Below are 12,132 nucleotides of genomic sequence, written 5' to 3'. Positions count from 1 at the left end.
TAATCATCACAACCTAGGTCAAGACTCTCTAAGTGTTATAAATGGACAACTCACGATAGAGGTCACTTTGCTAACAGTATTTTATGACGGACGTTGTGGCTTGTGTGATCGAGAAATAGCTTTTTATCGACGCCATGCCACACCCAATTCAATTATATGGCGGGATATTTGGCAGCAAGAGACCGCCTTATTAGCGGCAGGACTTACTGAGGCACAATGTCTGCAAAAACTGCATCTACTTGATGAGCAAGGCCAACTGCATACGGGTGTCGATGCTTTTATTCTATTGTGGTACTCAGTCCCTAAATTAAGGGTTTTAGCAAAGCTTACCCGCTTTGCTCCGTTTCGCAGCCTACTGATTTTGGGCTATAAATTATTTTTAGTCTGGTATCAACGCCAATCTCACGTGCAAGCCTGCTTGTTTGCAGATAAAAAGGAATAATATGAAACCCCGTATCGCCATCATTGGCGCCGGCTTAGCTGGCTTGACGTTGGCCCGTGAATTAAATTCGATTGCTGACATTAGCTTATTTGAAAAAGCACGCGGTTTAGGCGGGCGTATGTCAACAAGACGTAACGATACCCACCAATGGGATCACGGTGCCCAGTTTTTTACGGCAAGAAGCCGTGCTTTTAACGCATTACTGGCGCCCTTTATCGCCAGTGCCACGGTGGTGGAATGGCAGCCAAACATCACCACTCTAAGCCCTGATCAGGCGCCTTTTAAGCGTCCTTGGTTTGAGCCTCATTATGTAGCAGCGCCCGGTATGAATAGTCTGCTTAAAGCCATGGCCGGTGAGCTGGATATCCACTTAAGTACCCGAGTTGAGCAAGTACGGGCCCATAACGGTGGCTGGCAGCTATTTGATGATAAAGCGCAGCTGCTGGGTGAGTTTGACTGGGTTGTAAGCTCAGCGCCTTTGCCACAAACTCAAGAATTACTCCCTAAAAGTCTGTTAGGTGATAGTTTAGATCGGTATCAAATGCTGCCCTGCTATAGCTTATTACTGACGGTTGCAGATGCAGATTTACCCCACTTTGATGCCGCAAAAGTGAATAACGACCCGCTGAGCTGGATTAGTTTTAATCACAGATTACCTGGGCGCAATATTCAGGCCGGCACTGTAGTTGCACATAGCACGGCCGACTGGGCAGCGCGGCACTTAGAAGATGACCAAGCCCAAGTTAAGCAACAGCTTATAGAACGCTTTTGTGCACTTACCCAAGTAGCTCTTAAGGCCATCACCAGCGCCCAACTACATCGCTGGCGCTATGCATTGAGCGCCGAAGTAACAGAGCCCGAAGCTGAGTTCGTTTTAAATAGCCAAGCTAAATTAGCCGCATGTGGAGATTGGTGTTTAGGCGGACGTGTTGAGGCGGCCTTTACGAGTGCTTATGCCCTTGTCCAAGTATTAAAAGCCCAGCTTTAAACTAATAAAAAGGGGAGCCTGCACCCTTATTTTCTGTTATTTAACTTAATCTCAATAGCAGTTACGTCAATATGCGACTGACGCTAAAAAGCCTGACCTTTCCTTTATGGCGCTAATGGTTAATAATTAGGCATAGCTCATACTAGCTAATCACTTTAATCAGAGATGTCTTATGAATATTCAATCGCCCTTTGCTAATGGTATTCAAGGTTTTCAGCGCGCAGCAGACAGCGTCGCTGAAGCGTCTCTAAATATTAGTCGGCCTCAAAGTAACGCTATTAGTAATCAGTCTTCAACAACTGCAAGTGTTAACGCCGATCAGTTTGTGGATGCCACTAACAAAACACTAACCGACAGCCTTATTCAACTTAAAGAAGCCGAGCTCTATGGCGCCGCTAATGCGAAAATTATTCGCAGCGCCGACGACATGCTTGGCACGCTGATTGATATACGGGTGTAACATGATGATACCTAGCGCCACACCCACCATCGCAAACCTTGCTCCTACAGCCGCAACTACGCTTGTTGCGCAAGATAAACAGCCGCCTGTCATAGCACCGGTCACTCGCGCACAAGGCGCACAGTCTCAGCCATTTTCACAACAATTTTCCCAACAACCGCCTCCTACTGTGGTATATAGCCGCCAAGGCGTGTTGCCAAATGAAACTAATGTTGTGGCCGACGTTGAGCAACCAATCGAGGAGAAGCCCGCCGCTGAGCTCACTAATGCGCCAAGCAAAAACATGGCCGGCAAAGAGCTCACCTTAGAGCAACAGCAAGAGCTACTGCATATGCAACAGCGTGATCAAGAAGTACGCTTGCATGAGCAGCAACACGCCAGTGTGGGCGGTCAGCATACCGGCTCCCCTAGCTATGAATTTAAGACAGGCCCAGATGGTAAACAGTATGTTGTGGAGGGGTCGGTTGCGGTAGACGTTACGCCCGTTGCAGGTGATCCCAGTGCTACCATAGAAAAAATGCGCCAAGTTAAAGCGGCCGCCCTCGCCCCTGCGCAACCTTCTAGTGCTGATAAAAATGCGGCCGCTTTGGCAGATAGTAATATTGCCAAAGCCACCGCTGAGCTTATGCAACGCCAAGAAAAAACCGACCCTGAAGCTGAAAAAGAGAACTTGAGTGCGGGCAATAAAGAAAAGGCCAACACGATAAGTACAACTAAAGAAGCCGCCGTCTCTACCCCTACTAACTCGTCTCAGGTGCTTGATAAAGCACAAGTAGAGCTAAGAAATCAAGTGATTGCCGGCGTATATGGCCAAGCAGCACAGGCTCAGTCTCAACAGTTACTTAATTTAGCCTAAATTTTCTTTTGTCGTTACTGCTACTAGCGCCTTTTTAAAGGCGCTAGTTTTTTATACGCGTCTTTTAATAAGCTCATTTTACTCCCCCTTTATATTAATTTTTTATTTTTTGACACACTTAGGTGACAATTACTTGTTTGAATAGCGCTTTGTACCCTCGCATGTAGAGAGGCGTTACTCACTAGGCAAGACATACCCTTACTGTTGGAAAGAAAAATGAAAAAAAGGCTGATCATTAGTTTGAGCGTAGTGCTGCTCGCCCTCGTCTGGTATGGCTTCTTTGCTACAGATTGGCGAAGCAGTGAGACGGCGCCGCTTACAGTCACCGTAGAAAAAGGGGATGTATTAGAACAAGTGACGGCTACCGGTACACTACAACCCAGTGGTTATGTGGATGTGGGAGCTCAGGTTTCTGGGCAGTTAAAAGTGATTGCGGTAGAAGTAGGCGATAAAGTTGAACAAGATCAGTTACTAGCCGAAATAGACCCCACTGTGTATGTGGCCCAAGTGGATGCGAGCCGCGCTCAACTGCGCAGCCAACGTGCCCAGCTACAAGACCGACAAGCTCAACTCACTTTGGCTAAGCTACAACACACTCGCCAACAAAACTTGCTGCGTGCTAACGCTACTGCCAAAGAAAATGTACAAAGTGCTGAGGCCAGCTTGCGCTCAGCTCAGGCCCAAGTGGCCGCACTTACCGCCCAAATTGCCCAAACCGAGTCGAGTTTACGTGCCGATGAAGCCAATCTTAGTTATGCCAAAGTCGTGGCACCTATGGCAGGAACCGTAGTGCAAATTGAAGCGCGACAAGGGCAAACACTCAATGCAAGTCAACAATCGCCGGTGTTAATGCGCATCGCCGACTTAGCGGTGATGACGGTAGAAGCTAAAGTGTCAGAGGCAGATATAACCAAGCTAAAACCAGGAATGGAAGTTTACTTTACTACTCTAGGCGATGCCAAACGGCGCTGGCACAGTCAGTTGCGAAAAATTGAGCCCATGCCAGAAGTCGAAAATAATGTGGTGCTCTATAAAGCCTTATTTGATATTGAAAATCCTCACGGTCGTTTAATGTCACAAATGACAACCCAAGTATTTTTCGTTATCGCCCAAGCGAAAGACACTCTGTTAGTGCCCATATCAGCATTGACCTTTAATGATGCCTCCGATCGCAGTCAAGCCACAGTGACCGTCGTCAATAGCAAACAGCAAACCGAAACCCGCAGCGTTACCGTAGGCGTGACTAATCGTATACATGGCGCTATTACTTCTGGCTTAACCGCCGGCGAAACCCTGCTCTTACCCACGGCAAGTGCTCAAGGCCCTTCTAACCGTATTGGACGTAGGATGCGTTTATGAACACGCCACTAATTGAGCTTAAAGGAATAAGCAAAACTTACGGTCGCGGTGAACTTGCTACCACTGTGCTTAATGACATTAACCTTACTCTGTATCGCGGTGAGTTTGTGGCCATTATGGGCAGCTCTGGCTCTGGTAAGTCTACGTTAATGAATATTTTAGGCTGTTTAGATAAAGCCAGCAGTGGTGAGTATTACTTGCAAGGTAACAATGTTGCCGATTTAAATCGCGACCAATTAGCCGAGCTACGACGAGATACCTTTGGCTTTATATTTCAAAGTTACCATTTATTAGCGGGCATGAGTGCGCAAGATAACGTAGCGGTACCGGCGGTCTATGCCGGTTTATCTCGCCCTGAGCGCCAACAGCAAGCAGCACAGTTACTGACCACCTTAGGTCTAGCAGACCGCTTAGCTAATAAGCCCAATCAATTATCCGGTGGCCAACAGCAAAGAGTCTCTATTGCGCGCGCCTTAATGAATGGCGGCGATATTATCTTAGCCGATGAGCCCACCGGCGCTCTTGATAGTCAAAGTGGCAAAGAAGTGATGGCATTGCTAAGCCAATTAGCGCACAGCGGCCACACCGTAATTTTAATCACTCACGACCCCAAAGTAGCGGCACTGGCAAATAGACAGATTGAGATAAGTGATGGGCGCATTATTAAAGACCCCGGTCCAAGCTTGGTCGCCACTCCTAGCCCCTTACCCACTTCACAAAGAGGCCAGGGTTCACTAGCGGCAGAATTAATAGAGGCGGTGCGCACCGCCTTGAGTGCGCTCAGCAGTAATTTATTTCGCGCGGCACTAACGTTACTGGGTATTGTTATCGGCGTGGCCTCGGTTATTACCATGCTGGCCATCGGCAATGGCTCGCAGCAAGAAATTGTACAAAGTATCAGTGCCATGGGCAGTAATTTATTATCGGTGCGCCCAGGCGCACCCAACCAATTTGGGCGGCGCACAACTTCTACGCTAGTAGCCGCTGATATGCAGGCCATTAAAGAGCTGCCCAATATTAGTGCGGTAGTGCCAGAAATTGGCGGCAGTGCCACCGTACGCTTTGGCAATTTAGATCATAGCCCTGAGATTAATGGCACCTCGGCGGATTTTGTTCGCGCTCGGCTCTGGCCGCTCGCTAAGGGCACTTTTTTTACCGAAGCCGATGAGCAAAGTTATGCCACTGTCGCCGTGATTGGACAATCGGTAGTCGCGGCGCTCTTTCCTCAACAAGAGCCATTAGGTCAATATGTCATGATAAATTCCCACCTCTTTCAAGTGATTGGGGTAATGAGTGCTAAGGGCGCCTCAGCGTGGGGACAAGATCAAGATGACGTGGTGTTTGTGCCCTACACCACCGGCGGCTTGCGCTTATTTGGTCAACAATTTTTACGCAATATCACCGTCTCGGTGAATGAGGTAGAGCATATTAATAATACCGAAGCCGAAATTAAGCGCCTCTTAATAGCACGCCACGGCGGAGAAGATTTTCAAATCCGCAACATGTCCTCCATTATCGATACCGTGTCTGCAACTACCCAGACTTTTACGTGGCTACTGGGCTCTATCGCGGCTATTTCGTTATTAGTGGGCGGCATTGGCGTGATGAATATTATGTTAGTCAGTGTGAGTGAGCGCACCCGAGAAATTGGCATCCGCATGGCCACCGGTGCTCATACTCGCCATATTTTACAGCAATTTTTAATTGAAGCTCTGGTCGTCTCCGCGCTTGGGGGAGCATTAGGTGTGGCGTTAGGTTTAGCGGTCACCGCTGTGCTCAGTATATTTGGTATTGCTGTGTATTACTCGTTATCGCCGGTGCTGCTGGCCTTTAGTTGTGCTTTTGCCACCGGCTTAATCTTTGGCTGGCTGCCAGCACGCAAAGCCGCACAGCTCGACCCTGTGGTGGCGCTTTCTTCTGAGTAAGTTTTTGAATGAGCTACTAAAAAGTGCTCATAGTCACCTAATACTGAATACTTTTGGAGTCACAATGCGAATGTTTTCTTGGCCTCTCGCTTTGGTGTTTGCGGCCTTGCTGCTAGCCGGTTGCGCTAACAGCCCTCATACCGAGCGCCCGGCCATTAGTCAAAACATGGCCGCTGACTGGAATACCTCGCCCCTTGCACAAGGCCAGAAACAGCGACTGCATCAAGCTTGGTGGCTAGAATTTAACTCAGCCACCTTAACGGACTTAATAAGCCAAGCCTTAAGCGCCAATCCCGATGTGCGCATTGCCGCCGAGCGTATTAGGCAAGCCGAAGCCCAAGTACAAGCTGCTAATGCTACGCTGTTTCCCAGCCTCAACTTGGGCGCAGGCAGCGATAAAAGCTGGCAAGAGCCTAGCTCAGGTTCAAGCACTTCAAGAGCCAATACCACGGCTAATCTTGGCATTAGCTATGAACTGGATTTATGGGGAAAATTAAAAGCCGAGCGCCAAGCGGCGACGGCGGGCGTAGCGATCAGCAAATATGACTTGGCCAGCGCTCAGCTCACTTTAACCACAGGCGTTGCCAATGCTTGGTTTCAGTTATTAACGCTAACCGAGCGGGTGAAGATCAATGAAGAAAACTTAAAAATTGCCCAGCAAAATCTTACTATCGTCGAGGCCAAATATAAATATGGCGCCGCCGCAGTAAGCGATGTGTATCGCCAACGGGGCGTGGTCAATAACCAAATCGCCAGCCTATTGCCGCTGCGCGAGCAACGCCGTCAGACAGTGTCGGCATTGGCCATTTTATTAGGCCAAGCTCCCCAAGGTTATCAGCTCGCTGGCGAGCCATTAAGTGATATTAACTTGCCCACGCTGGATGCCGGGCTACCCAGTCAGCTATTACATCGCCGACCCGACTTAGCTGCAGCCGAAGCCCAACTACGAGCGGCAGACGCCAACTTACATGCCGCGCGCGCCGCCCTCTTGCCCACGGTGTCACTCACCGGCAGCGGTGGCCTAGCCAGTGCCGCGCTGTTATCTTTGGCCAACCCCAGCCAAACGCTGGCCTTAGGTGCCAGCCTAAGCCAGAGTATTTTTGATGGTGGCCGCAAGCGCAGCCAGATAAAAGTGAGCGAAGCACGCCGCCGAGAGCTGATAGAGCAATATCGCAAGTCAATTCTACAAGCACTAAAAGAAACGGAAGATGCACTGGGCAATATCAATCTAAGCCAGCAACAACTGGCTAAGCAGCGTGATATCGTAAGTGATGCCGAGCGCACCTTAACTATCGCCGAGCAGCGCTATCAGGCCGGTGCCGATGAGCTGTTATCCTTATTGGATGCCCAGCGCAGTCTATTTAGCGCCCAAGAGCAACAAGCTAACTTGCGCCAAAGCCAACTCAACGCCACCTTAGATTTAATTAAAGCCCTCGGCGGCGGTTGGACTCAGCCTAATGAGCAGCATTAAATTTACCGCCTTACGTATACGCTATGCATAGAGCAAAGGTGTCTTAGCTGAGCGGCCAGCCAGCTAAAACACAAGGCGTAAGGCACATATAGACAGAGGATTTTTCGGTGACCAGCTTAACGTATATCGCTCATTATCCTGAGCAAATTCAGACCCAAGCGAGGTTATTGATAAGCCAAGGTCGCTTAGGCAATTATTTAGAAAAAAAATATCCTGAGCGGCATCAGATCCAAAGCGATAAGGCCTTGTATCACTACACCACAGAGATAAAAAACCAATATATGCGTAAAAGCGCCCCGTTATCCCAGGTCAGTTACGACAGCAAGCTGCAGATAGTAAAACACGCATTAGGCATGCACACCGCGCAATCTCGAGTGCAAGGCAACAAGTTAAAGTCCCATAATAGTATTAAGGTGGCGGCGTTATTTAAGGCGGCACCGGCGCCATTTTTGCGCATGATAGTGGTCCATGAATTAGCGCACTTTAAAGAAAAACAACATGATAAAGCCTTCTATCAGCTGTGCTGTCATATGGAGCCTGATTATCACCAACTGGAGCTAGATACGCGGCTGTGGTTACATTGGCGTGAGCTAACAGCTATCTAGCACAAAATGTTGCTAAATTGTGAATTTGATGTGTGCTATTGTTGTATTAATACAGAGGCATGTGGAAAGTACGTATATCGTCTTACGCCCTAGCCTCTTAGAATACGCTCGCAAGCATAACGTCAGGATAACAATTATGAAAAAACTCGTATTCTTAGCCAGTGCCTTGGCTGTTACTACTGGATCGGCTTATGCCGATATGCCCCCGCAAGCGGCGGCTTGTGTGGCTTGTCATCAAGCGAGTGGCTTAGGTGCACCGCATCTGGCGCCCGCTATTGCCGGCATGCCCGCCGCTTATCTTGCGGCGCAGCTAAAGCACTTTCAAAATAATGAACGCCAAAACCCCATTATGCAGCCCATGGCCATGGCACTGGATGAAGCAGGCATAAAAGCCACCAGTGAATGGTTTGCCAGCCTCCCTTTAGAGCAACCTAAAAATCCCGATTTTCGCGGTGATAAGTCGCCAGCCAGCCTTACCGAACGCGGTGAGCAGCTCGCCTATTTAGGCGATTGGCAACGCAATATTCCTAGCTGTGTTTCTTGTCATGGCCCTGGTGGCGTCGGGGTGGGCGATACTTTCCCTCACTTAGCAGGTCAACACGCTGACTATCTGGAAAGCCAACTAAAAGCGTGGCAAGCCGGTACACGCAGCGGAGATAGCCACGGCCTGATGGGACATATAGCTAAAAAACTGACTGCTGATGAAATTACTGCCGTCGCCAACTACTTTGCCAGCGTGGAGGTGAAATAATGTTTAAACTTTCTTCAACAACGCTGCTATTGAGCGCCTCATTGGCGGCGATAGGCAGTGCCTATGCGGTAGACGTAGATAAGCTGGCCATTCAAGATGAATTAGCCGTCACCAAAAGCACCGGAGAGTATCCCACTCCACCGGGCTGGGATAAATTACCTAAAGGCGAACTAGGAGAAAAAGTACTGCGTGGCTATCAATACTTTGTCGACACCCAAACCTTAGCGCCCGAATTTAATGGTAATGGCTTAAACTGTGTTAACTGCCACACCGATGCCGGTAAAAAAGAAAACGCCGCCCCCTTGTGGGCCGCTTATATGAGTTACCCCGCCTTTCGTAAGAAAAATAATAAAATAAACGACTTTCAAGAGCGTATCCAAGGTTGCTTTATGTTCTCTATGAACGGCACCCCTCCGCTCAATGATAGCGATACCTTAGTAGACTTATCTGCTTATGCTTATTGGCTAGCCCAGGGGACGTTAACGGGTGACGACTTTGATGCTAACGACATGGCAGTCCCCAGTGATGCCGAGCTTCTTAAAGGCGGTAAACGCGATGACTTTCCCTTTATGAAAGCTTATTTAGATGCCGGTGGCAGTAAAGAGCCAGAATTACCGGGACGGGGTTATCCTAAGTTAGATAAACCGGAACAGGCTCCGGATATCGCTCGTGGTAAAAAAGTTTTTGAACAAGAATGTGCGGTATGTCATGGCGCAGACGGTCAAGGCCAACAAGTGAATGAGCATTATGTTTTCCCTCCCCTATGGGGCCCAGAAAGCTTTAACTGGGGGGCAGGTATGCACCGTGTGAATACGGCCGCTGAATTTATTAAACAAAATATGCCGCTAGGCCAACCAGGTAAACTGACCGACCAACAAGCGTGGGATGTTGCCATGTATGTGGATACTCGCGAGCGCCCACAAGATCCTCGTAGTAAAGGAGATGTTGCTCAAACTCGTAAAGACTTTCATGGTGCTATGAGTTATTACGGCACCGAGGTAGATGGAAAAATATTAGGCAGTGAAAGTAGTCCTAATCATCCTAGAAAGCCACAGTAAAAGACGAAAAGGGCCGATTATTCGGCCCTTTTCCTTCCTAAAATAAGACACGGTTTAAAAGGCTACTCCTTTGGAAGAGCAATATTTTCTGACTGAGTAAGTGGCTCGGTTAGTGAATGAGCAAAGGCGCGCATATCGTATCCCGTTGGTGCCTGATGAGCACGCAAACCAAACTCGGGCAGCACGGCAAAAATATGATCAAAAATATGCCCTTGTGTTACTTCATGATTCACCCAACCGGTACTTTTGGTAAAGGCATACACTTGCACCGGAATACCGTTCGGTGTTTGTTCTAATTGGCGCACTAGCAGCAACATCTCTTGGTGAATATCGGGATGATTACGTAATAATTTTTCTAGGTAAACCCGAAATGTGCCTAAATTAGTCAGGCGTCGGCCATTAGCCAAAGAAGATAAATCTGCTTGGTTTTGGTGATTATACTGCGCCAGCTCCCCCACCTTTTCATCTAAATAGGGCGCTAATACTTGAGTTCGCTGTAAACGCTCAATATCTGTAGCCTCTAGAAAGCGCACACTGCTGCTATCAATTAATAAATTGCGCATTAAGCGCCGCCCACCCGACTCACTCATGCCGCGCCAGTTAATAAAGGAGTCGGAAATAAGAGCATAAGTCGGAATGGTGGTAATCGTATTATCCCAATTTTGTACTTTAACGGTGGTGAGTCCAATATCAATTACGGCACCATTAGCACCATACTTAGGCATTTCTAACCAGTCACCCACAATCAGCATATTATTTGCAGAAAGCTGAATGCCGGCAACTAGCCCTAAGATAGGATCTTTAAACACCAGCATTAATACTGCCGTCATAGCGCCTAAGCCACTTAATAGGATGAGCGGCGACTTACCAATAAGAATAGAAATGACCATTAATGCCACAAAAATACTGGCGATTAATTTAATACTTTGGAAGATGCCGCGAAGTGGAAAATTAAGCATCGATGGGCGATGCTGAAAAATATCTAGCAGCGCATCCAGTAAAGAAAAAAGCGACAATAAACTGTAAAAGAGGATCCAAATATGCGCCACAATTTCAATAATGGGTAACAGTGTGGCGTCAGCGTCGAGCCAAAGACCGGCTTGAATATAAATAATAATGCCTTGTAGCATGAGTGCAAAACGACTAAATAACTTGCGCTCAAAAAAGGCTTTACGCCAAATCCGCCTATCTCCTTTAGACTGGCTACCAATCCATGCAATGACGACTCTATGTAACACAAAATGAATGAAGGCCGAGATCAGTACAATCAACAATAAAGCCGTGCCGGTATAAATTAAGCCTGAAAATTGCGGCACATATTTATCTAAAACTGGCATCACCAGCTCTTCTAAATCACTTACCTCTTCCATTATTACTCCATAAAAATTCATATAAGACTCAAAGCCGATATAACAGGGGTCAGTTGAAACTACTCACTTTCGCTTTTGGGGCCATAGCAGTAGTCTCCCCCCTTAGCGAGCGCACGCAAATACGCAGGTCTAGCGTGCAACTGCTGCACATAGGCGTTAAGTCTGGGATAACAGTCGGCTAATTTTTTATTACTCATGGCCGCTTCTAAGGGAAAACTCATTTGAATATCGGCGGCACTAAATCGCTCGCCTAGCATCCATTGATGACAAGAGAGGTGATCGGCAACATAACTGAGCTGACCATGGAGTTGTTGATGCAAAAAAGCCTGATCAACGCTGGCCACTATTTTGTTAATAATAGGGCGAATAAAAAAGGGCACTGGCGCAGATTTTATTTTATCAAATACTAAGCGCAGCAATAATGGCGGCATGAGGGAAGCTTCTGCATAATGCAGCCAGTAGCCATAATCCCACCACGCCTGACTCTCTTTTTCGGGTAACAAGAGGTTCTCTGCTGAACAAAAATCAGCCTCATGCGCACTGCTATGCCGCTCCTTTTTGCCATAGCGCTGCGCCAAATAATCCACAATTACGCCCGACTCCGCCAACTTAACCCCATCATCAACTAAAATAGGTGCCTTACCTAAAGGGTGCACCTTTTTTAAACTGGCCGGCGCAAGTTCAGTATCTAGATCGCGATAGTATTTTATAACGTCATACTCAAGCGCTAACTCTTCAAGTAGCCAGAGAATGCGCTGTGAGCGCGAATGGTTTAGATGATGCACCTGTATCATGGTATTGGCCCCTTAAAAACGCACTTTGTAACAATAACGCTCCATTCAAACAT

At 47.8% G+C, this 12,132-nt stretch carries 12 protein-coding genes; 10 read left to right on the top strand and 2 right to left on the bottom strand.

The window, feature by feature from the left end; genetic code table 11:
- The first annotated feature begins 67 nt into the window (after window positions 1-67).
- The 10 genes from CBP12_RS11715 (at window position 68) to CBP12_RS11670 (ending at window position 9,915) form a co-directional block, all read left to right on the top strand.
- On the top strand, window positions 68-442 hold the full coding sequence (locus tag CBP12_RS11715; RefSeq protein WP_086964619.1) for a thiol-disulfide oxidoreductase DCC family protein: 375 nt from the start codon (window positions 68-70) through the stop codon (window positions 440-442).
- Between the two features lies 1 nt (window position 443).
- Entirely contained in the window at window positions 444-1,430 is a 987-nt protein-coding gene (locus CBP12_RS11710; RefSeq protein WP_086964616.1) for an NAD(P)/FAD-dependent oxidoreductase, read from the top strand.
- Between the two features lie 172 nt (window positions 1,431-1,602).
- Window positions 1,603-1,890, top strand: coding sequence for a hypothetical protein (locus CBP12_RS11705; protein ID WP_086964614.1), 288 nt, complete (start codon window positions 1,603-1,605; stop codon window positions 1,888-1,890).
- Between the two features lies 1 nt (window position 1,891).
- The gene (locus CBP12_RS11700; protein WP_086964612.1) at window positions 1,892-2,746 is read left to right on the top strand and encodes a putative metalloprotease CJM1_0395 family protein; all 855 of its coding nucleotides are present in this window, start codon (window positions 1,892-1,894) and stop codon (window positions 2,744-2,746) included.
- 216 nt (window positions 2,747-2,962) lie between these two features.
- Entirely contained in the window at window positions 2,963-4,105 is a 1,143-nt protein-coding gene (locus CBP12_RS11695) for an efflux RND transporter periplasmic adaptor subunit (RefSeq protein ID WP_086964610.1), read from the top strand.
- A complete protein-coding gene (locus CBP12_RS11690; protein ID WP_086964608.1) occupies window positions 4,102-6,030 on the top strand; it encodes a MacB family efflux pump subunit in 1,929 nt (642 codons plus the stop codon). The genes CBP12_RS11695 and CBP12_RS11690 overlap by 4 nt, the downstream gene beginning before the upstream one ends.
- Before the next feature lie 64 nt (window positions 6,031-6,094).
- A complete protein-coding gene (locus CBP12_RS11685) occupies window positions 6,095-7,501 on the top strand; it encodes an efflux transporter outer membrane subunit (protein ID WP_232455068.1) in 1,407 nt (468 codons plus the stop codon).
- A 107-nt stretch (window positions 7,502-7,608) separates the two neighbouring features.
- Complete coding sequence (locus tag CBP12_RS11680; RefSeq protein ID WP_086964606.1) at window positions 7,609-8,106, top strand: M48 family metallopeptidase; 498 nt, start codon at window positions 7,609-7,611, stop codon at window positions 8,104-8,106.
- Between the two features lie 136 nt (window positions 8,107-8,242).
- Window positions 8,243-8,857, top strand: coding sequence for a c-type cytochrome (locus CBP12_RS11675; protein WP_086964604.1), 615 nt, complete (start codon window positions 8,243-8,245; stop codon window positions 8,855-8,857).
- Window positions 8,857-9,915: a c-type cytochrome gene (locus tag CBP12_RS11670; RefSeq protein ID WP_086964602.1), complete on the top strand. Its 1,059-nt coding sequence runs from the start codon at window positions 8,857-8,859 to the stop codon at window positions 9,913-9,915. The genes CBP12_RS11675 and CBP12_RS11670 overlap by 1 nt, the downstream gene beginning before the upstream one ends.
- Window positions 9,916-9,977: 62 nt before the next feature.
- On the opposite strand, the gene CBP12_RS11665 is transcribed toward CBP12_RS11670, so the two are convergent.
- Both CBP12_RS11665 and CBP12_RS11660 read right to left on the bottom strand, forming a co-directional pair.
- Window positions 9,978-11,285 carry a mechanosensitive ion channel family protein gene (locus CBP12_RS11665; RefSeq protein WP_086964600.1) on the bottom strand — a complete coding sequence of 436 codons (1,308 nt, stop codon included), beginning with the start codon at window positions 11,283-11,285 and terminating at the stop codon, window positions 9,978-9,980.
- 59 nt (window positions 11,286-11,344) lie between these two features.
- On the bottom strand, window positions 11,345-12,079 hold the full coding sequence (locus CBP12_RS11660; RefSeq protein WP_086964598.1) for a glutathione S-transferase: 735 nt from the start codon (window positions 12,077-12,079) through the stop codon (window positions 11,345-11,347).
- Window positions 12,080-12,132: the final 53 nt, after the last annotated feature.

It is taken from the genome of Oceanisphaera avium (assembly GCF_002157875.1).
Taxonomy (GTDB): Bacteria; Pseudomonadota; Gammaproteobacteria; order Enterobacterales; family Aeromonadaceae; genus Oceanimonas; species Oceanimonas avium.
Note: the sequence above shows the minus strand (reverse complement) of the source record. Positions and strands in the feature narration are given on the sequence as shown.

What these genes read in the sequence shown, in the direction of transcription:
- CBP12_RS11685 (WP_232455068.1), top strand. Translation starts at nt 6,095, where the DNA reads ATGCGAATGTTTTCTTGGCCTCTCGCTTTGGTGTTTGCGGCCTTGCTG.
- CBP12_RS11710 (WP_086964616.1), top strand. Translation starts at nt 444, where the DNA reads ATGAAACCCCGTATCGCCATCATTGGCGCCGGCTTAGCTGGCTTGACG.
- CBP12_RS11665 (WP_086964600.1), bottom strand. Translation starts at nt 11,285, where the DNA reads ATGGAAGAGGTAAGTGATTTAGAAGAGCTGGTGATGCCAGTTTTAGAT.
- CBP12_RS11705 (WP_086964614.1), top strand. Translation starts at nt 1,603, where the DNA reads ATGAATATTCAATCGCCCTTTGCTAATGGTATTCAAGGTTTTCAGCGC.
- CBP12_RS11700 (WP_086964612.1), top strand. Translation starts at nt 1,892, where the DNA reads ATGATGATACCTAGCGCCACACCCACCATCGCAAACCTTGCTCCTACA.
- CBP12_RS11695 (WP_086964610.1), top strand. Translation starts at nt 2,963, where the DNA reads ATGAAAAAAAGGCTGATCATTAGTTTGAGCGTAGTGCTGCTCGCCCTC.
- CBP12_RS11660 (WP_086964598.1), bottom strand. Translation starts at nt 12,079, where the DNA reads ATGATACAGGTGCATCATCTAAACCATTCGCGCTCACAGCGCATTCTC.
- CBP12_RS11670 (WP_086964602.1), top strand. Translation starts at nt 8,857, where the DNA reads ATGTTTAAACTTTCTTCAACAACGCTGCTATTGAGCGCCTCATTGGCG.
- CBP12_RS11690 (WP_086964608.1), top strand. Translation starts at nt 4,102, where the DNA reads ATGAACACGCCACTAATTGAGCTTAAAGGAATAAGCAAAACTTACGGT.
- CBP12_RS11675 (WP_086964604.1), top strand. Translation starts at nt 8,243, where the DNA reads ATGAAAAAACTCGTATTCTTAGCCAGTGCCTTGGCTGTTACTACTGGA.